This is a genomic window from Streptomyces sp. 891-h (assembly GCF_022760275.1).
Taxonomy (GTDB): Bacteria; Actinomycetota; Actinomycetes; order Streptomycetales; family Streptomycetaceae; genus Streptomyces; species Streptomyces spirodelae.
The window spans coordinates 1,941,760-1,962,524 of sequence record NZ_CP050693.1; the positions used below are offsets into that span (position 1 = coordinate 1,941,760).

11 protein-coding genes, 1 tRNA gene and 3 rRNA genes are annotated in these 20,765 nt (G+C 66.9%); 3 read left to right on the forward strand and 12 right to left on the reverse strand.

From position 1 onward, the window contains the following. The first annotated feature begins 342 nt into the window (after positions 1-342). Complete coding sequence (locus HC362_RS08160) at positions 343-2,964, forward strand: SpoIIE family protein phosphatase (protein WP_243088429.1); 2,622 nt, start codon at positions 343-345, stop codon at positions 2,962-2,964. A 93-nt stretch (positions 2,965-3,057) separates the two neighbouring features. Here HC362_RS08160 and HC362_RS08165 read toward each other — a convergent pair. The 8 genes from HC362_RS08165 to thyX form a co-directional block, all read right to left on the reverse strand. Beyond that, positions 3,058-3,130, reverse strand: a tRNA-Thr gene (locus HC362_RS08165). Positions 3,131-3,199: 69 nt separating this feature from the next. Further along, on the reverse strand, positions 3,200-3,913 hold the full coding sequence (locus HC362_RS08170; protein WP_243083250.1) for a DegT/DnrJ/EryC1/StrS family aminotransferase: 714 nt from the start codon (positions 3,911-3,913) through the stop codon (positions 3,200-3,202). A gap of 98 nt (positions 3,914-4,011) precedes the next feature. Next, a 5S ribosomal RNA gene (rrf, locus tag HC362_RS08175) occupies positions 4,012-4,128 on the reverse strand. 60 nt (positions 4,129-4,188) lie between these two features. Next, positions 4,189-7,309: ribosomal RNA gene (locus HC362_RS08180) — 23S ribosomal RNA — on the reverse strand. Positions 7,310-7,607: 298 nt separating this feature from the next. Further along, positions 7,608-9,139 (reverse strand): 16S ribosomal RNA (locus HC362_RS08185). Together the 16S, 23S and 5S rRNA genes form the textbook arrangement of a ribosomal RNA operon. 443 nt (positions 9,140-9,582) lie before the next feature. Beyond that, positions 9,583-11,268 (reverse strand): ribonuclease J, encoded by a 1,686-nt coding sequence (locus HC362_RS08190; RefSeq protein WP_243083251.1) that lies wholly within the window; start codon positions 11,266-11,268, stop codon positions 9,583-9,585. A gap of 174 nt (positions 11,269-11,442) precedes the next feature. Next, a complete protein-coding gene (gene dapA / locus HC362_RS08195; protein WP_243083252.1) occupies positions 11,443-12,342 on the reverse strand; it encodes a 4-hydroxy-tetrahydrodipicolinate synthase in 900 nt (299 codons plus the stop codon). Between the two features lie 283 nt (positions 12,343-12,625). After that, complete coding sequence (gene thyX, locus HC362_RS08200; RefSeq protein WP_347568424.1) at positions 12,626-14,272, reverse strand: FAD-dependent thymidylate synthase; 1,647 nt, start codon at positions 14,270-14,272, stop codon at positions 12,626-12,628. Between the two features lie 275 nt (positions 14,273-14,547). Between thyX and HC362_RS08210 the strand changes: the two genes are divergently transcribed. Together HC362_RS08210 and HC362_RS08215 are read left to right on the forward strand one after the other, a co-directional pair. After that, positions 14,548-14,784, forward strand: a complete 237-nt coding sequence (locus HC362_RS08210; protein ID WP_209268405.1) for a hypothetical protein — start codon at positions 14,548-14,550, stop codon at positions 14,782-14,784. 137 nt (positions 14,785-14,921) lie between these two features. Continuing rightward, positions 14,922-15,476 carry a PH domain-containing protein gene (locus HC362_RS08215; protein WP_243083253.1) on the forward strand — a complete coding sequence of 185 codons (555 nt, stop codon included), beginning with the start codon at positions 14,922-14,924 and terminating at the stop codon, positions 15,474-15,476. A 97-nt stretch (positions 15,477-15,573) separates the two neighbouring features. Here the strand turns inward: HC362_RS08215 and HC362_RS08220 are convergent, their stop codons facing one another. From HC362_RS08220 to HC362_RS08235, 4 genes are all read right to left on the reverse strand, one after another. Next, positions 15,574-16,026, reverse strand: coding sequence for a tetratricopeptide repeat protein (locus HC362_RS08220; RefSeq protein ID WP_243083254.1), 453 nt, complete (start codon positions 16,024-16,026; stop codon positions 15,574-15,576). 22 nt (positions 16,027-16,048) lie between these two features. Continuing rightward, a complete protein-coding gene (gene dapB, locus HC362_RS08225) occupies positions 16,049-16,801 on the reverse strand; it encodes a 4-hydroxy-tetrahydrodipicolinate reductase (protein ID WP_243083255.1) in 753 nt (250 codons plus the stop codon). Positions 16,802-16,870: 69 nt separating this feature from the next. Next, the gene (locus tag HC362_RS08230; RefSeq protein ID WP_243083256.1) at positions 16,871-18,277 is read right to left on the reverse strand and encodes a pitrilysin family protein; all 1,407 of its coding nucleotides are present in this window, start codon (positions 18,275-18,277) and stop codon (positions 16,871-16,873) included. Beyond that, the gene (locus HC362_RS08235) at positions 18,274-20,532 is read right to left on the reverse strand and encodes a polyribonucleotide nucleotidyltransferase (RefSeq protein ID WP_243083257.1); all 2,259 of its coding nucleotides are present in this window, start codon (positions 20,530-20,532) and stop codon (positions 18,274-18,276) included. Before HC362_RS08235 ends, HC362_RS08230 begins: the two co-directional genes overlap by 4 nt. Positions 20,533-20,765: the final 233 nt, after the last annotated feature.

Sequence of the window (20,765 nt, forward strand, 5' to 3'; positions counted from 1 at the left end):
GACCCGGTGGGAAATCACCCGCATCCGGCGGCCACTCGCCGTGGATACGTAAGTAACCTGGCACCCGGCTGTCCGTTCACCCCCATGTCGGCGGGGTGCCCGACCGGGTCAAATGGGTAGGGGCTTCGCAGGGGGCAGCGGTGTGAGTACGAAGGGCGACGGAGGGGCGCTGCGGTGACGCAAGAGCAGAGCGCCGAGCGCGGGGGCCTCCCCACCGGGGTCCCCCCGGACGCCCTGGGCTCACAACAAGGCCCGAACGAGGAGGCGGGGACCGTCACGGCGGCCCTGACCGCACAGCGCACACCAGTGCGCCTGGCCGACAGGACATCCATGGGGAGACCAGTGATCACCGCACGAGCCGCCGCCACCTTCGAACCGGTGGGCCGCTCCGTCGCCACCGCGCGCGGCTTCGTACGCGACACCCTCCAGGGCTGGGGCCTGTCCGACATCGTCGACGACGCCGTCGTGCTCACCAGCGAGCTGGTCACCAACGCCGTGGTGCACGCCGGAACCGCCGCCGAGGTGCTGTGTCTGCGCGACGAGGACGGCATCCGCATCGAGGTCATCGACCGCTACCCGGAGCGCGAACTGCCGCTCCAGGAGGTCAACCCGCAGCCCGCCGGCCCCGACCGCGAGGGCGGCCGCGGGCTGCTGCTGGCCTCGGCGCTGGCCACCCGCTGGGGCGTCGACTACACCGCGTCGGACAAGCGCGTCTGGTTCCGACTCGACCTTCCCGAGCGCCCGGTGGGCACGCGTACGGCGGGCCCCGCGCTCCCGGACACGGCGCTGCCGGTCACCGACACCCGCGTCCGCGTCGCCGTCATCCAGGTCGACCGCAGCGGCTCGATCAGCGCCTGGAACGAGGACGCCACCGAACTGTTCGACTATCCGGCGGACCAGGTCGTCGGCAAGCCCCTGACCGACTTCGCCGCCTGGCCCCACACCCCCGGCACCGGCACAGGCGTCGCCGAGGCACTGCGCCTCTCCCGCTGGGAGGGCTCCTACGGTATGCGCGGCTCGGACGGCCGCACCATCCCCGTCTACGCCTCCCACCTGCGAGTACGCGACAGCGACGGCGAGCCCTCCACGGTCTGTCTGCTGGTGCGCGAGCACGAACGCGCTGTCCTGCAGTCCCCGCCCCGGGTCCACTCGCACGACAACACCGGCACCGCCGGCGACTCCCAGGACCAGTCGGCCGACGACCCCTTCGAGGTCTTCATCGGCTCCCCGGCCCCCGACGACCTCGACGGCCTCCTGCAGCGCACCGTCGAACGCGCCAGGGACATGCTCGACGGCGACTCCGCCTATCTGCTGCTGGCCACCGACGACGAGACCGAACTGGAGGTCCGCGCCTCCACCGGCCTGCCCTCGGCCCGCCAGCGGTTCGCCCGCGTCCCCGTCGAGACCGGAAGCGGACGCTACGGATCGGCCCGGATGCCGTCCGTGCACGAGGACCTCACCGTCGTCCCCGGCGCCGTACCGCTCCTGGACGGCACCGGCATGCGTTCCGTTGTCACCGTCCCCCTCAAGGTCGAGGGCAGGCTCACCGGCTCCCTCGGCGTCGCGACCGAGGCCCCAGGGCGCTACACCAACGAGGAGGCGCTGCGCCTCCAGTTCGCCGCCGACCGCATCGCCCTCGCCGTCGAACGGGCCCGCCTCACCGAGCTGGAGCGCCTGCGCCGCGGCTCGCTCTCCTTCCTCGTCGAAGCCTCCGACCTGCTCGCCGGCACCCTCGACCGCGACCAGACGCTCGCCCTGATGGCCCAGATGACAGTCCCCACCCTGGCCACCTGGTGTGCCGTCTACACCGTCGCCGACCAGGGCTCGGACCCCAAGCTGTCGTACGTACTGCACGAGGACGAGGACCGCATCGACAACCTCAAGGCGCTGCTCGCCAAGGTCGAGCCGCCCGAGCCGGTCCCCACCCCCGGAGCACGCGTCTGGGCGGCCCCCACCGAGGCCGCGCACTCCGCCGCCATGCGCACCTCGCTGCGCAACGTCTCGCTGGACGGCGAGGACCACCAGCTCTCCCCCGGCACCAGCCTGGCCACAGCGGCCGCGGTCGGCGGCGAGACCGTCGTGCTGCCCCTGGTGGCGCGCAACCGCGTCATCGGCATGCTCACCCTCGGCAAGCCCACCGACGAACGGTTCCGCCAGGAGATCCTGGAGCTGGCCGAGGACCTCTCCCGCCGTGCCGCGCTGGCCCTGGACAACGCACGTCTCTACTCCGAGCGCACCGCCATCAGCCAGTCCCTCCAGCGCAGCCTCCTGCCGCCCGAACTGCCCGACATCACAGGCGGGATCGAGCGCGAGGTCATCTACCGCGCCGCAGGCGAGGGCAACGAGGTCGGCGGTGACTTCTACGACCTCTTCGAGATCCGCGAAGGCGTCTACGGCTTCGCCATCGGCGACGTCTGCGGTACGGGCCCCGAGGCCGCCGCCGTCACCGGGCTGGCCAGGCACGCGCTGCGGCTGCTCGCCCGGGAGGGCCTGGGCGGTCCGGCCGTACTGGAGCGCCTCAACACCGCCATCCTGGACGAGGGGGCGCGCAGCCGTTTCCTCACCCTCCTCTACGGCGAGATGCGCCCCCAGGAGGACGGCAGCGCCGAACTGAAGGTCGTCTGCGCCGGCCACCCGCTGCCGCTGCGCCTGCGCCAGGACGGCACCGTGGAACCCGCCGCCGACCCCCAGCCCCTGCTCGGCGTCATGGAAGACCTGGAACTCTACGAGCAGACCGTGTCCCTCGACCCAGGTGACGTGCTGCTGTGTGTGACGGACGGCGTGACCGAACGCCGCGAGGGCACTCGGATGCTCGGCGACGACGGCCTGGCCGACGTCCTCGGCACCTGCACGGGCCTCAACGCCGGCGCGGTGGCTGCCCGCATCATGCGCGCCGTCGAACGCTTCGCCAGCGACGCCCCCTCGGACGACATGGCCATCCTGGCGATGCGCGTCCCGGAGTAGGAGTGGCCGGGAGCAGAAGCAGCTGTGAACAGGAGCGGCCGGAAACAAGAAGGCCCCCGCCGTACGGCGGGGGCCTTCAACTTGCTTCTAGAGAGCCCCAAAACGGAATCGAACCGTTGACCTTCTCCTTACCATGGAGACGCTCTGCCGACTGAGCTATTGGGGCGCGGCCAGCGGTAGAGATCTTACCCGATCCACGGCGATGGATCGAACTGGCGCCGGACCGGCCCACACCTCAGCTCACGCGCTCCCGCAGCAGCCCCCCGAGCGCGTTGCAGGCCGACACCACGCGCTGCAGGTCCTTCTTCGTCATCGCCGCGCTCAGCGGCAGCGTCAGGCACTCGTCAGCAGCCCGCTCCGCCTCGGGCAGCCGGAGGGACGGGCACCACTCGGTCCGCTGCACATCCTGCGCGAACTCCGGCAGCCGGTGGGCCGGCACCCGGACGGGAACGTCGGACTCGACACCGCGCAGCCTGAGCGCCCTGCGGAAGGCATCGCGATCCGGTCTGCCGTTCCCCGGCACCCGGACCGCATACGCCGAGAACGCGTGCTCGGCACCGTCCCCGACCTCCGGCACAACGACACCCCGGAGCCGGCGCCCGAGGTAGGTGGCGTACTGACGCCGCCGCACCGCGTCGATCGCGTCCGTACGGGGCAGGGGCTCCCACTCCACCACAGGGACACCGCGCCGCTCGCCGGCGGCCCGCAGCGCGGCCATGTCCGCGGCCTGGCCGAAGAGATGAACGGGAACGATGGCCGCGGTCCGCGCGGTCACCGCACCTTCGGCGGACGAGGGATCGAGACAGTAGGTGTGGGCATCGATGTCGGCGAAGACAGGCCGTGCTCCGAGCTCTTGGACGGCTCGCGCCACGTCGGCCCCGCCGAACGACGGAACCACGACCTCGTCCCCGGCGCCGATGCCCGCTGCGGTCAGCTGTGTTGTCCCCATGGTCGGATCATGTCCACGCAATGTGAACTGCCGGTGACGACGCACAAAAAAGTCGTGGTCCCTGAACTGACGTCCAGGGACCACGACTTCCAAAGATAGTTCGGCGGTGTCCTACTCTCCCACACGCTCCCGCATGCAGTACCATCGGCGCTGAAAGGCTTAGCTTCCGGGTTCGGAATGTAACCGGGCGTTTCCCTCACGCTATGACCACCGAAACACGGCGAAACAACAACCAGGTTGTTGTCTCAGAACCAACACAGTGGACGCGAGCCTCTATGGACAAGCCCTCGGCCTATTAGTACCGGTCACCTCCACCCATTACTGGGCTTCCAGATCCGGCCTATCAACCCCGTCATCTCCAGGGAGCCTTAACCCCTCCAAGGGGGTGGGAGTCCTCATCTCGAAGCAGGCTTCCCGCTTAGATGCTTTCAGCGGTTATCCTTCCCGAACGTAGCCAACCAGCCATGCCCTTGGCAGAACAACTGGCACACCAGAGGTCCGTCCGTCCCGGTCCTCTCGTACTAGGGACAGCCCTTCTCAAGACTCCTACGCGCGCAGCGGATAGGGACCGAACTGTCTCACGACGTTCTAAACCCAGCTCGCGTACCGCTTTAATGGGCGAACAGCCCAACCCTTGGGACCGACTCCAGCCCCAGGATGCGACGAGCCGACATCGAGGTGCCAAACCATCCCGTCGATATGGACTCTTGGGGAAGATCAGCCTGTTATCCCCGGGGTACCTTTTATCCGTTGAGCGACGGCGCTTCCACAAGCCACCGCCGGATCACTAGTCCCGACTTTCGTCCCTGCTCGACCCGTCAGTCTCACAGTCAAGCTCCCTTGTGCACTTACACTCACCACCTGATGACCAACCAGGCTGAGGGAACCTTTGGGCGCCTCCGTTACCCTTTAGGAGGCAACCGCCCCAGTTAAACTACCCACCAGACACTGTCCCCGATCCGGATCACGGACCCAGGTTAGACATCCAGCACGACCAGAGTGGTATTTCAACAACGACTCCACGAACACTGGCGTGCCCGCTTCACAGTCTCCCACCTATCCTACACAAGCCGAACCGAACACCAATATCAAGCTGTAGTAAAGGTCCCGGGGTCTTTCCGTCCTGCTGCGCGAAACGAGCATCTTTACTCGTACTGCAATTTCACCGGGCCTATGGTTGAGACAGTCAAGAAGTCGTTACGCCATTCGTGCAGGTCGGAACTTACCCGACAAGGAATTTCGCTACCTTAGGATGGTTATAGTTACCACCGCCGTTTACTGGCGCTTAAGTTCTCAGCTTCACCAGGACGAATCCTGACTAACCGGTCCCCTTAACGTTCCAGCACCGGGCAGGCGTCAGTCCGTATACATCGCCTTACGGCTTCGCACGGACCTGTGTTTTTAGTAAACAGTCGCTTCTCGCTGGTCTCTGCGGCCACCCCCAGCTCACCAAGCATGTTGGATCACCAGGCGTGGCCCCCCTTCTCCCGAAGTTACGGGGGCATTTTGCCGAGTTCCTTAACCATAGTTCACCCGAACGCCTCGGTATTCTCTACCAGACCACCTGAGTCGGTTTAGGGTACGGGCCGCCACACAACTCGCTAGAGGCTTTTCTCGACAGCACAGGATCACCCACTTCACCACAAACGGCTCGGCATCAGGTCTCACCCCTATGCCAGGCGGATTTACCTACCTGACGGGCTACACCCTTACCCCGGGACAACCATCGCCCGGGCTGGACTACCTCACTGCGTCACCCCATCACTCACCTACTACAAGCTCGGACCGTCGGCTCCACCACACTCCCACTCCGAAGAGCAGAAGGGGCTTCACGGACTTAGCATCACCTGATTCGATGTTTGACGCTGCATAGCGGGTACCGGAATATCAACCGGTTCTCCATCGACTACGCCTGTCGGCCTCGCCTTAGGTCCCGACTTACCCTGGGCAGATCAGCTTGACCCAGGAACCCTTAGTCAATCGGCGCACACGTTTCTCACGCATGTATCGCTACTCATGCCTGCATTCTCACTCGTGAACCATCCACAACTCGCTTCCACGGCTGCTTCACCCGGCACACGACGCTCCCCTACCCACCCACACACCCGTTAGAGCTATTGTGTGAGTGACACGACTTCGGCGGTGTACTTGAGCCCCGCTACATTATCGGCGCGGAATCACTTGACCAGTGAGCTATTACGCACTCTTTCAAGGATGGCTGCTTCTAAGCCAACCTCCTGGTTGTCCCTGCGACTCCACATCCTTTCCCACTTAGCACACGCTTAGGGGCCTTAGTCGATGCTCTGGGCTGTTTCCCTCTCGACCATGGAGCTTATCCCCCACAGTCTCACTGCCGCGCTCTCACTTACCGGCATTCGGAGTTTGGCTAAGGTCAGTAACCCGGTAGGGCCCATCGCCTATCCAGTGCTCTACCTCCGGCAAGAAACACACGACGCTGCACCTAAATGCATTTCGGGGAGAACCAGCTATCACGGAGTTTGATTGGCCTTTCACCCCTAACCACAGGTCATCCCCCAGGTTTTCAACCCTGGTGGGTTCGGGCCTCCACGAAGTCTTACCTCCGCTTCACCCTGCCCATGGCTAGATCACTCCGCTTCGGGTCTTGAACACGCTACTCAAACGCCCTCTTCGGACTCGCTTTCGCTACGGCTCCCCCACACGGGTTAACCTCGCAACATGCCGCAAACTCGCAGGCTCATTCTTCAAAAGGCACGCAGTCACGACAGACAGTGCGAACACTGCCTGCGACGCTCCCACGGCTTGTAGGCACACGGTTTCAGGTACTCTTTCACTCCGCTCCCGCGGTACTTTTCACCATTCCCTCACGGTACTATCCGCTATCGGTCACCAGGGAATATTTAGGCTTGACGGGTGGTCCCGCCAGATTCACACAGGATTTCTCGGGCCCCATGCTACTTGGGAACAACACAAGCGAGCCGTGCAGATTTCAGCTACGGGGGTCTTACCCTCTACGCCGGGCCTTTCGCATGCCCTTCGCCTATCCACACGGTTTCTAACTCACCCAGCCGCCGGCAGACGACTGAAGCGCAGTCCCACAACCCCGCATGCGCAACCCCTGCCGGGTATCACACACATACGGTTTAGCCTCCTCCGGTTTCGCTCACCACTACTCCCGGAATCACGGTTGTTTTCTCTTCCTACGGGTACTGAGATGTTTCACTTCCCCGCGTTCCCTCCACACCGCCTATACATTCAGCGGCAGGTGACAGCCCATGACGACTGCCGGGTTCCCCCATTCGGACACCCCCGGATCACAGCTCGGTTGACAGCTCCCCGGGGCCTATCGCGGCCTCCCACGTCCTTCATCGGTTCCTGGTGCCAAGGCATCCACCGTGCGCCCTTAAAAACTTGGCCACAGATGCTCGCGTCCACTGTGCAGTTCTCAAACAACAACCAGCCACCCACCACCCCAACCACACAAGCTGAGTTCACTGGGACCGGCGCAGAAGGACAGCCACCAACGGCCGCACCCTCAGACACCCAACAGCGCGCCCGACACGACCAGATCACCTGCGTTCCACGCCGAAGCAGTACTAACAGACACCCTGACCGTGCCGAATAGTCAACGTTCCACCCATGAGCAACCCACCGTCAGACACTCGCTGACGCAGTGGGCCTCTGGACCGCCGAAGCGGCCAAAGATGCTCCTTAGAAAGGAGGTGATCCAGCCGCACCTTCCGGTACGGCTACCTTGTTACGACTTCGTCCCAATCGCCAGTCCCACCTTCGACGATTCCCTCCCCACAAAGGGGGTTGGGCCACCGGCTTCGGGTGTTACCGACTTTCGTGACGTGACGGGCGGTGTGTACAAGGCCCGGGAACGTATTCACCGCAGCAATGCTGATCTGCGATTACTAGCGACTCCGACTTCATGGGGTCGAGTTGCAGACCCCAATCCGAACTGAGACCGGCTTTTTGAGATTCGCTCCACCTCACGGCATCGCAGCTCATTGTACCGGCCATTGTAGCACGTGTGCAGCCCAAGACATAAGGGGCATGATGACTTGACGTCGTCCCCACCTTCCTCCGAGTTGACCCCGGCAGTCTCCCGTGAGTCCCCAACCACCCGAAGGTGTTGCTGGCAACACAGGACAAGGGTTGCGCTCGTTGCGGGACTTAACCCAACATCTCACGACACGAGCTGACGACAGCCATGCACCACCTGTACACCGACCCAAAGGGGGGCACTGTCTCCAGCGCTTTCCGGTGTATGTCAAGCCTTGGTAAGGTTCTTCGCGTTGCGTCGAATTAAGCCACATGCTCCGCCGCTTGTGCGGGCCCCCGTCAATTCCTTTGAGTTTTAGCCTTGCGGCCGTACTCCCCAGGCGGGGCACTTAATGCGTTAGCTGCGGCACGGACGACGTGGAATGCCGCCCACACCTAGTGCCCAACGTTTACGGCGTGGACTACCAGGGTATCTAATCCTGTTCGCTCCCCACGCTTTCGCTCCTCAGCGTCAGTATCGGCCCAGAGATCCGCCTTCGCCACCGGTGTTCCTCCTGATATCTGCGCATTTCACCGCTACACCAGGAATTCCAATCTCCCCTGCCGAACTCCAGCCTGCCCGTATCGAATGCAGACCCGGGGTTAAGCCCCGGGCTTTCACATCCGACGCGACAAGCCGCCTACGAGCTCTTTACGCCCAATAATTCCGGACAACGCTCGCACCCTACGTATTACCGCGGCTGCTGGCACGTAGTTAGCCGGTGCTTCTTCTGCAGGTACCGTCACTTGCGCTTCTTCCCTGCTGAAAGAGGTTTACAACCCGAAGGCCGTCATCCCTCACGCGGCGTCGCTGCATCAGGCTTGCGCCCATTGTGCAATATTCCCCACTGCTGCCTCCCGTAGGAGTCTGGGCCGTGTCTCAGTCCCAGTGTGGCCGGTCGCCCTCTCAGGCCGGCTACCCGTCGTCGCCTTGGTAGGCCATCACCCCACCAACAAGCTGATAGGCCGCGGGCTCATCCTGCACCGCCGGAGCTTTCCACCACCAGACCATGCGGCCGGTGGTCATATCCGGTATTAGACCCCGTTTCCAGGGCTTGTCCCGAAGTGCAGGGCAGATTGCCCACGTGTTACTCACCCGTTCGCCACTAATCCACCACCGAAGCGGCTTCATCGTTCGACTTGCATGTGTTAAGCACGCCGCCAGCGTTCGTCCTGAGCCAGGATCAAACTCTCCGTGAATGCTTATCGCTTCGCGGAAGAGCGGAACCAGGGGAGGAATAATCCCCACGGTTCACAGCGTCCTCGCTGTTAATTTTCCAAAGGAACCTCAACCCACCACTGAAGGATGGGCCGGGGTATCAACATATCTGGCGTTGACTTTTGGCACGCTGTTGAGTTCTCAAGGAACGGACGCTTACTTCGAAACCGTTTCACCGGTCTCTCCGGACGTTTGCCCTTTCGGTGTCTCCAACCTTACCAGAATCTTTTTCCGGCTCGTTTCCGAGTCGATTTCGGATTCCTGTCCATCGGCCTTCCCCGGGCCGTGGCGGCTCCGGGTTCCCGATGCGGTGGAGATGTAAACGTACTTGAGCGGGGCGCCCGGAGGCAAATCGAGGCGCCCCGCCCACCCATGGGCCCGAACACCCGCACGAACGTACGCAGGTGTTGGGGCCGACGGGGCGTCAGACCTCTACGACCACGGGGAGGATCATCGGACGTCGGCGGTAGGTGTCGGAGACCCACTTGCCGACCGTACGGCGCACCAGCTGCTGGAGCTGGTGCGTCTCGGCGACGCCGTCCTGCGCCGACTTGGCGAGGGCCTCGTCGAGCTTCGGGATGACCGCGGCGAAGTCGGACTCGTCGATGCCCGAGCCACGGGACTGGAGGTGGGGGCCGCCCACGATCTTGCCGGTGGTGCTGTCGACCACGACGAAGATCGAGATGATCCCCTCGTCGCCGAGGATGCGCCGGTCCTTGAGGGAGGACTCGGTGACGTCGCCGACCGAGAGACCGTCGACGTACACATAACCGGCCTGGACCTTGCCGCTGATCTTGGCCTTGCCGTCGACCAGATCGACCACGACGCCGTCCTCGGCGATCACGATGCGGTCGTGGGGCACGCCGGTCGCCGCGCCCAGTTCGGCGTTGGCACGCAGATGGCGCCATTCGCCGTGGACGGGCATCAGGTTGCGCGGCTGACAGATGTTGTAGAAGTACAGCAGCTCGCCCGCCGAGGCGTGGCCGGAGACGTGCACCTTGGCGTTGCCCTTGTGCACCACGTTGGCGCCCCAGCGGGTCAGCCCGTTGATCACGCGGTAGACGGCGTTCTCGTTGCCCGGGATGAGGGACGAGGCCAGGATCACCGTGTCGCCCTGCACGATGCGGATCTGGTGGTCTCGGTTGGCCATCCGGGAGAGGGCGGCCATGGGCTCGCCCTGGGAGCCGGTGCAGACCAGCACGACTTCGTCGTCCGGAAGGTCGTCGAGCGTCTTGACGTCGACGACGAGGCCGGCCGGGACCTGGAGGTAGCCGAGGTCGCGGGCGATGCCCATGTTGCGGACCATGGAGCGGCCCACGAAGGCGACCCGGCGGCCGTGCTCGTGTGCGGCGTCGAGGATCTGCTGGATGCGGTGCACATGGCTGGCGAAGCTGGCCACGATGATCCGCTTCTGGGCGCTGGCGAACACCTGGCGCAGCACCGAGGAGATCTCGCGCTCGGGCGGCACGAAGCCGGGCACCTCGGCGTTGGTCGAGTCGCTGAGCAGCAGGTCGATGCCCTCTTCACCGAGGCGTGCGAAGGCCCGCAGGTCGGTGAGCCGGCCGTCCATCGGCAGCTGGTCCATCTTGAAGTCGCCGGTGTGGACGACCATGCCGGCCGGGGTGCGGATCGCGACGGCGAGGGCGTCGGGGATGGAGTGGTTGACCGCGAGGAACTCGCAGTCGAAGGGGCCGATGCGTTCCCGGTGTCCCTCTTCCACCTCGAGGGTGTAGGGCCGGATGCGGTGCTCCTGGAGCTTTGCCTCGATCAGGGCGAGGGTCAGCTTGGAGCCGATCAGCGGGATGTCGGCCTTCTCCCGCAGCAGATAGGGGATGCCGCCGATGTGGTCCTCGTGACCGTGGGTGAGGACGATGCCGTCGATGTCGTCGAGGCGGTCCCTCAGACTGGTGAAGTCGGGGAGGATGAGGTCGATGCCCGGCTGTTCCTCCTCCGGGAAGAGGACACCGCAGTCGACGATCAGAAGCCTGCCACCGTACTCGAAGACGGTCATGTTGCGGCCGATCTCGCCGAGGCCTCCCAGCGGGGTGACCCGTAGGCCGCCCTCGGGGAGCTTTGGCGGTGGGCCAAGCTCGGGATGCGGATGACTCAAAAGACTCTCCTTACCACGCGCGCCACGCACCCGCCTGGGCACGTGGCGCGCGATATTCATGATGCGCACGCGGACGCACGTTTCGTACGTACGTGTCGTGCTGGTTCTGCTGGGTCATGCACGGTTGTGCACTGCTGCCGTTGTCCGGCGGTATGCAGTTGTGAAGTCTGAGATCTACAGATGTACCCCGCCGTGAGCGAGATCGTGCTTGAGCTGTTCCAGCTCCTCGGGGGAGAGCTCGACCAGCGGCAGGCGCAGCGGTCCCGCGGGAAGGCCCAGACGGGCGAGCGCTGCCTTGGTGGTGATGACGCCCTGGGTGCGGAACATTCCGGTGAAGACCGGGAGCAGCTTCTGGTGGATCTCGGTCGCCTTGGCGACATCGCCGCTCAGGTGGGCCTCCAGCAGAGCGCGCAGCTCCGGGGTGACGACGTGGCCGACCACGGAGACGAAGCCGACGGCGCCCACGGACAGCAGCGGGAGGTTGAGCATGTCGTCACCGCTGTACCAGGCGAGGCCGCTGGTGGCGACGGCCCAGCTCGCGCGGCCGAGGTCGCCCTTGGCGTCCTTGTTCGCGACGATGCGGGGGTGCTCGGCGAGCCGGACGAAGGTCTCGGTGTTGATGGGCACACCGCTGCGGCCGGGGATGTCGTAGAGCATCACCGGGAGGTCCGTGGCGTCGGCGATGGCCGTGAAGTGCTGGTAGAGGCCCTCCTGCGGGGGCTTGCTGTAGTACGGGGTCACGGCCAGGAGGCCGTGTGCGCCTGCCTTCTCGGCGGCGCGGGCCAGCTCGAGGCTGTGTGCGGTGTCGTTGGTGCCGGCTCCGGCCACCACATGGGCCCGGTCTCCCACGGCCTCCACGACCGCCTTGACCAGCTGGGCTTTCTCCGCATCGGTGGTGGTCGGGGACTCACCGGTGGTGCCGTTGACGACAAGGCCGTCGTTGCCGGCGTCCACCAGGTGGGCGGCGAGCTGCTGCGCGCCGTCGAGGTCGAGCGCGCCGTCCGCGGTGAACGGCGTGACCATCGCGGTCAGGACCCGCCCGAAGGGCGTCTGCGGTGTGGAGGTCGGAGCCATAGGGTCCACGCTACTCGCAGCGCACCCCGCGACGCTCCCTCGGGGCTGCCGATAGGGCGGAGATCCGCCGGGAAATCGGCGGGGAGGCGACGGGGAGGTGGCTGGGGTCCGGCGCTGAGTGGGGAGTGCGGAGGGGCCCCGGCACTGCCTGCTCGGGGGTTCAGGCAGTGCCGGGACCGCACAATCACCCTAGATGAACTTCTTCAAAGGGTGCAATACGGACACCTCTCACACCCCGCCGACCGGCGGGTAGGGGTGCGGCACGGTTCGCACCGGGCAGCGGTCAGGGTGCGACGCGGCCGTTGGCGTTGAACGCGGCATAGGTCAGCGGCATCAGCTTGGCCCACTGCTCCTCCATCAGCTCCCCCACCATCTCGATCTCGCGCTGCGGGAAGCTGGGCACCTTGGCCTGCTCGTGCTGGGTGCGCAGGCCGAGGAAGTGCATCAGCGAGCGAGCGTTGCAGGTGGCGTACATCGACGAGTAGAGCCCCACCGGCAGGACCGCGCGGGCGACCTCGCGGGCCACGCCGGCCGCCAGCATCTCCTCGTACGTCTCGTACGCCTTCCGGTAGACCTCGGCCATGGAGCGGCTGGTCAGCTCGTGCTGCTCCGCGGTGCCGGCGACGAACTCGTACTTGCCGGGGCGGCCCTGCTGGACGAGCTTGCGGGACGCGTCGGGGATGTAGAAGACCGGCTGGAGCTGCCGGTAACGGCCCGACTCCTCGTTGTACGAGTTGTGGACGACGATTCCGTTCGCGAGGAAGTTGTGCCAGGGGCCCTCGACCGACAGGTCGTAGGTCATCTCCTCACCGTCTTCGATCACCGCGACGATCTCGTCCGGGCGGGCCACCGCCACCTTGCCGCCTCGTTTCGCCCGCGCCTGCTCCCCCGCACTCTTGGTCGCATGGCAGTCAGCGCAGGCGGGGGCGAGATTGCTTTCGTCCAAAGCGCGCGACAGGTCGTCCGCCACAGGAATGACGTGGTCGAGGGCGAGGTCCTGCCGGGCGAACTGACGCGAGCAGAGATGGCAGGAATCCTGCTCGGCGATGAGACGCTCACGCTGCATCGAGGTCCACACGCCGATGCCCCGGCGCAGACTCGGCGGTACGAGCCGTTCACTCGGCCGCGCCGCCGTGCCGGCGGCCATCACGGCGTCTCCCACCGCGAGCTCACCGGCCTTGCGCCACCCCTCAGGGGTGAAGACCGCGTGATCGACCGAACAACGCAGCTCGCGGCCTGAAGCAGTCGTGATCCTGATCAGCCGCTTCACCCCGGACTCGATCACGTCGACGATCCGAGCGCGCTGGGCGGTGAGCGTCTCCTCGTCGTAGCACCGCACGTGGTTGCGGCGCACCGAGCCGAGCCTTGGCAACCGGGTGGTCGGGTGCTGCTCCCGGAACTCCAGTACCGCGCTCTCGGCGGCCTCCCGGCTCTCGTGGAGACCGAGGTAGTGACAAGCGCCCTGGCGCCTTACCTGGGCCATCCACTTGCCCGCCTTGGTGTGCCAGGTCACTCCCCCTGCGGACCAAGGGAGCTGGTCCTCCACACCGTGGTGCCATTGCTGGTACAAGTCCTTGATCGTCTTGCGCCGGAGGTTCCCCGCTTCGCTCTCCAGTGTGATCTCTGTGTCACCAGCCAGACACCACCCGACACGGTGACGGTGGAACTCCCGGAAGACGAAGAGGGGGGCGCTGATGAAGAAGGTCATCGAGTTGTGCTCGAAGGGGCTGCCGTGCCGGTCCCGCATCAGATAGTTGATCAAGCCCTTGGAGCGTTCCGGGTCCTTGTTCAGCTCGTCCAGGGACTGCTCGCCCGCGGTGGAGACCCGGGCCGCCCAGAGCACATCGGTGTCGGAAGCGCTGTGCTTGACCAGCTCGACGGTCATGTCGCTGCGGAAACTGGGGGCGGGTGGGGCGGGGGTTTCGGTCACCGGCTGGTCCTTCCACGTACGTCTGGCTGAGCGGGGCCAGCCTAAGGGGAGGCGCTGACAGCGGAGCGAGTAGCCTGTTTTGCCCATGTTTTTGCGGACAAACGAGTCCGAGGACGAAGAAACGCGACCCCGGTTACATACCTCTGCGTCCCGGTTGATATTTTTCACATGTGGTCCGGCGGTTGCGGGCACTCGGACGCCGACCCGGACGTTCACCTCATAACCAACGCAGAGCCATAACCGACCCAGAACGATCACTGCAGGAGCGCACCTTCATGTCCCGCCGCGGAGAGTCCGTCCCGTTCGCCTTCATAGCCGAGGCCGACCGGTTCCGCAGCAATGTCACCCCGCCGCCCCCTGCCCGCCGCAGCTTCCGCGAGGTCGCGGGCAGCGCCCTGGTGGGGCTGACCGTCGTCGCCGGGCTCGTGGGCTCGGTGCTGCTCGGTCTGCCGGCGCTCAGCGACCACGAAACGCCCTCGCACCAGCCTCCGGCAGCGGCCGAGGGCCGATGACCCCACGGCCACCCCCGGGAACGCACCCGGGGGTGGCCGGGTCCGTCAGGTCTCGCTAATGTCACCGCTCACACCACTCACACGCTGCGGCGAGCAGCCGTGGGCCCAGCCTGTCGTGACCGAGCGAGGACCCTGCCGTGCCCCTGCCCTTTCTGACAGCCGACCGTGAAGACCGCGTACTCGCGGCCCAGTCGGTAACCCTCGCCGAGGCCGACCGCGATCTGTGGCGACGCCCCTACCGACCGGGCCCCTGGCGAGTGGGCAGCGGCGCGCTTCTGCTGCTGCTCTCCTCCTATGTGCTCTTCTCCGCACTGATCATCACCCTGGCCGGCGGGCTGCCGAGCGGCGCGATATGCGCGGGCTGCGGCGTACTGCTGGTCGTACTCGCGGTGCGGCTGCTGCGCTGCGGTGTGTGGGTCAGCTCCCACGGACTGCGGCAGGTGGGGTTGCTGCGTACAGCGACACTGCGCTGGAGCGAGGTGGCGGCGGTGCGTACGGTGCAGCGGCCGGTGCGGTGGCTGGGGCTGCCGCGTACGGTGCAGGGGCAGGCGCTGGTTGCCACGGTGCCGGGCGGCTCCGAGCGGGCGCTGCTGACCAGCCACAATGCCGACTTTCTGTCCCGGCAGCGCGCATTTGACCGGGCGGCCGACGTGATTGAGGCCTGGGCGGCGGAGTCCCGTACGGGCGGGTGACGTTCGCGTGCCCCGCCTGGGCGGCTGCGCTTGCCCACCCTGCGCCCCTGGCGCAGACTGCCCAAGCGCAGAGGGGCACCCCCTCAGGAGCACCACCTCACCGGTGGCGGGCGGCGGCCTCATGCAGAGCGATGGCGTGCTGCATCGCCTTCCTCGCCCGCGGCGTATCGCGGGCGTCGTGGTAAGCAACGGCGAGCCGGAACCAGGAGCGCCAGTCGTCAGGGTTCTGCTCCGCCTCGACTCGGCGCCGCGCGAACACCGCATCCGCGGAAGCACGGTCGATACGGCCCGACGGCGTGCGTTCGAGTTCGTCGACCGGCAGCCCGCCCTCTGCCTCCAACTGCCTGGCGAGCCGACCGGCTCGCCGGGCGAAGCGCGTGGTGTGCCACAGGAACCAGGCGCCGATCAGCGGCAGCACCAGTACGGCGACACCGAAGGCGACGGTGACGGCTGTGCCCTGTTCGATCAGCAGCACGCCCCGGCTGCCGACCAGGACGAAGTACACGACCAGGACGGCGGCCAGGAGGAAGTAGGTGATCTTCGCGCGCATGCTGCTGTGCTCCGTCGTCCGGTCAGTCCAGGTCGAGGAAGTGCTCGAGCCCGAAGGTGAGCCCCGGGGTCGAAGGCACCTTCCGTACGCCCAGCAGCACGCCCGGCATGAACGAGCTGCGGTGCAGGGAGTCGTGCCGGATGGTGAGCGTCTCGGCCTCGTCGCCGAACAGGACCTCCTGGTGCGCGACCAGGCCGCGCAGCCGCACCGCGTGCACGGGCACCCCGTCGACGTCGGCGCCCCGTGCGCCCTCCAGCGAGGTGGTGGTCGCGTCGGGCTGCGCCGGCAGACCGGCGGCCTCGCGGGCCTCGGCGACGACCTGGGCGGTGCGCACAGCCGTGCCGCTGGGCGCGTCGGCCTTACCGGGGTGGTGCAGCTCGACGACCTCGACGGACTCGAAGAAGCGGGCCGCCTGCTGCGCGAAGCGCATCGTCAGCACGGCTCCGATGCCGAAGTTCGGGGCGATGAGCACTCCGGTGCCGGGCGACTCGGCGAGCTGGGCGCGTACGGTCGCCAGCCGCTCGTCGGTCCAGCCGGTGGTGCCGACGACGGCGTGGATGCCGTGGGCCAGGCAGAACTCCAGGTTGCCCATGACGGCGTCCGGGCGGGTCAGGTCGACGGCGACCTGGGTGCCCGCCTCGGTCAGCGCGCTGAGCGGGTCACCGCTGCCGAGGGCCGCGACCAGCTCCATGTCGTCGGCGCCCTCGACGGCGCGTACGGCCTCGGAGCCCATCCGGCCCTTGGCACCGAGGACGGCTACCCGCAGCTTGCTCATTGTGCTCGTTCCTTACGTGTGAGAGGGGGAGAGGCCGGGGACATCCGGCTCCGGCTCAGGACTCTGGACTCAGGCCACGGCCTCGTGCAGGAGGGCCGTCTGGCGGTCGGTGAGCCGCCCGATGGCCGCCAGCGAGGGGCGCCGGTCCAGCACCTGGCGGGCGACCTCGCGGACGTCCTCCGGGGTGACGGCGGCGATCTTGCCGAGCATGTCGTCGGTGGACATCTGCTCGCCCCAGCACAGCTCGCTCTTGCCGACGCGGTGCATCAGCGCACCGGTGTCCTCCAGGCCGAGCACCGTGGAGCCGGAGAGCTGGCCGATGGCGTGACGTACCTCGTCGTCGCTCAGCCCGTGCTGTGCGACGCTGTCGAGCTCCTCACGGCAGATCTTGAGCACGTCGGGCACCTGGCTGGGGCGGCAGCCCACATAGACGCTGAAGAGGCCGCAGTCGGCGTAGCCGGAGGTGTACGCGTAGGTGCTGTAGGCCAGGCCGCGCCGTTCGCGGATCTCCTGGAAGAGCCGGGAGCTCATACCGCCGCCGAGCGCCGAGCTGAGCACGGCGAGCGGCCAGCGGCGCTCGTCGTGGCGGGAGACGCCGGGCATGCCGAGCACCAGGTGGGCCTGTTCGGTCGGCCGGTCCAGGAAGTCGACGCGGCCGCCGCCGCGCAGGGTCCGGCTGCCGGACCTGGGGCCGACCGGATCGGCGCCGGCCGTGCGGTCGAGGGCTCCGGCACGGTCGAACGCGGCCCGCACCTGCCTGACGACCTTCTCGTGCGAGAGGTTTCCGGCGGCGGCGACCACCAGCCGGGTGGGGTCGTAGTGCTTTCGGTAGAAGCGGGCCACCTGGTCGCGGGTGAGGGCGTTGACGCTGTCCACGGTGCCCAGGACAGGGCGGCCCAGCGGGGTGTCGCCGAACATGGTGTGCGCGAACAGGTCGTGGACGCAGTCGCCCGCGTCGTCCTCCGTCATCGCGATCTCTTCGAGGATCACGCCGCGCTCGGACTCGACCTCGGCCGGGTCGATGACGGAGCTGGTGAGCATGTCGGAGACCACGTCGATGGCCAGCGGCAGGTCGGCGTCCAGAACCCGCGCGTAGTAGCAGGTGAACTCCTTGGTGGTGAAGGCGTTCATCTCGCCGCCCACCGCGTCCAGCGCCGCCGAGATCTCCAGCGCGCTGCGCCGCTCGGTGCCCTTGAAGAGCAGGTGCTCCAGGTAGTGCGTGGCACCGCTGAGCGCCCGCGTCTCGTCGCGGGAGCCGACGTGTGCCCAGATGCCGAAGGTGGCCGAGCGGACGGTCGGCAGCGTTTCGGTGATCACCCGGAGCCCGCCGGGGAGCACGCTCTTGCGGACGGTTCCCGCGCCGTTCTGCCCGGGGATCAGGGTCCGGGTGCGGGTCTTCGCCGTGGTCTTGGTACGGGCGACGGCCCGCCCTGCCGGGATGGCGGGGCGGGCCGTCGTGCGGAACGTACGCGTCACTTCGCGGTCTCGTCCTCGGTTCCGGTGGACTCGGACGCCTCGGCGCCCTCGGCGGCGGAGCCGCTGTCGGACTCGGCCTCGTCGAGGACCGGGATCAGGGACAGCTTGCCGCGCTGGTCGATCTCGGCGATCTCGACCTGGACCTTCTGGCCGACGCCCAGGACGTCCTCGACGTTCTCCACGCGCTTGCCGCCGGCCAGCTTGCGGATCTGCGAGATGTGCAGCAGACCGTCCTTGCCGGGCAGCAGCGAGACGAAGGCGCCGAAGGTGGTCGTCTTGACGACGGTGCCCAGGTAGCGCTCGCCCACCTCGGGCATCGTCGGGTTGGCGATGCCGTTGATGGTGGCGCGCGCCGCCTCGGCAGCCGGGCCGTCGGCGGCACCGATGTAGATGGTGCCGTCGTCCTCGATGGTGATGTCGGCGCCGGTGTCCTCCTGGATCTGGTTGATCATCTTGCCCTTGGGGCCGATGACCTCACCGATCTTGTCCACCGGGATCTTCACGGTGATGATCCGCGGCGCGTTCGGGGACATCTCGTCCGGGACGTCGATGGCCTCGGTCATCACATCGAGGATGTGCAGCCGGGCGTCGCGGGCCTGCTTGAGGGCCGCGGCCAGCACGGAGGCCGGGATGCCGTCCAGCTTGGTGTCGAGCTGGAGCGCGGTGACGAACTCCTTGGTGCCGGCGACCTTGAAGTCCATGTCGCCGAACGCGTCCTCGGCGCCGAGGATGTCGGTCAGCGTCACATAGTGGGTCTCGCCCTCGATCTCCTGGGAGATCAGGCCCATGGCGATACCGGCGACCGGGGCCTTGAGCGGCACACCGGCGTTCAGCAGCGACATCGTGGACGCGCAGACCGAGCCCATGGACGTCGAGCCGTTGGAGCCCAGCGCCTCGGAGACCTGCCGGATCGCGTACGGGAACTCCTCGCGGGTCGGCAGCACCGGCACCAGGGCGCGCTCGGCGAGCGCGCCGTGGCCGATCTCGCGGCGCTTGGGCGAGCCGACGCGGCCCGTCTCACCGGTGGAGTAGGGCGGGAAGTTGTAGTTGTGCATGTAGCGCTTGCGGGTCACCGGCGAGAGGGTGTCCAGCTGCTGCTCCATGCGGAGCATGTTGAGCGTGGTGACGCCCAGGATCTGGGTCTCGCCGCGCTCGAACAGCGCCGAGCCGTGCACCCGCGGGATGGCCTCGACCTCGGCGGCCAGCGTACGGATGTCCGTGACGCCGCGGCCGTCGATGCGCTTCTTCTCCTTGATGACGCGCTCGCGCACCAGGTTCTTGGTCAGCGCGCGGTAGGCGGCGGAGATCTCCTTCTCGCGGCCTTCGAACTGCGGGAGCAGCTTCTCGGCGGCGAGCGCCTTGACGCGGTCCAGCTCGCTCTCGCGCTCCTGCTTGCCCCCGATGGTCAGCGCCTGGGCGAGCTCGTCGCGGACGGCCTCGGTGAGCGCCTCCAGGACGTCGTCCTGGTAGTCGAGGAAGATCGGGAACTCGCCGGTGGGCTTGGCGGCCTTCGCTGCGAGGTCGGCCTGTGCCTTGCACAGCACCTTGATGAAGGGCTTGGCGGCCTCCAGACCGGCGGCCACCACCTCCTCGGTCGGTGCCTCGGCGCCGCCCTTGACCAGCTCGATGGTCTTCTCGGTGGCCTCGGCCTCGACCATCATCACGGCCACGTCGCCGTCGGGCAGCACACGGCCGGCGACGACCATGTCGAAGACGGCCTCCTCCAGCTCGGTGTGGGTCGGGAAGGCGACCCACTGGCCCTTGATCAGGGCGACGCGGGTGCCGCCGATCGGGCCGGAGAAGGGCAGGCCGGCCAGCTGCGTTGAGCAGGAGGCGGCGTTGATGGCGACCACGTCGTAGAGGTGGTCGGGGTTGAGCGCCATGATCGTCTCGACGATCTGGATCTCGTTGCGCAGGCCCTTCTTGAAGGAGGGGCGCAGCGGGCGGTCGATCAGGCGGCAGGTGAGGATCGCGTCCTCGGACGGGCGGCCCTCACGCCGGAAGAAGGAGCCGGGGATCTTGCCGGCCGAGTACATCCGCTCCTCGACGTCGACAGTCAGGGGGAAGAAGTCCAGCTGGTCCTTGGGCTGCTTCGAGGCGGTGGTGGCCGACAGCACCATGGTGTCGTCGTCCAGGTAGGCCACGGCCGAACCGGCGGCCTGCTTGGCCAGGCGGCCGGTCTCGAAGCGGATGGTACGGGTGCCGAAGGGGCCGTTGTCGATGACGGCCTCGGCGTAGTGGGTCTCGTTCTCCACCAGGAATATCTCCTCGTCTGCGTCCGCTGCTCGTCTGCGGCGGACTGTGTACTGGCGGAGCGCTCCCGGTGCGGGCCGGTCTTCGATCGAAGCTCCCGGTGCCTCCGCGGGGTCTCCACGGGTCCGGGGGCCACTACCGAGGACCGGCGTCTCGGGCGCGCTCCTTCCTCATGCTGTCTGTGCTGTCCTACGACTTTGTCTCGCGTGACAAGACTACAAAGCTTCGACGGTCC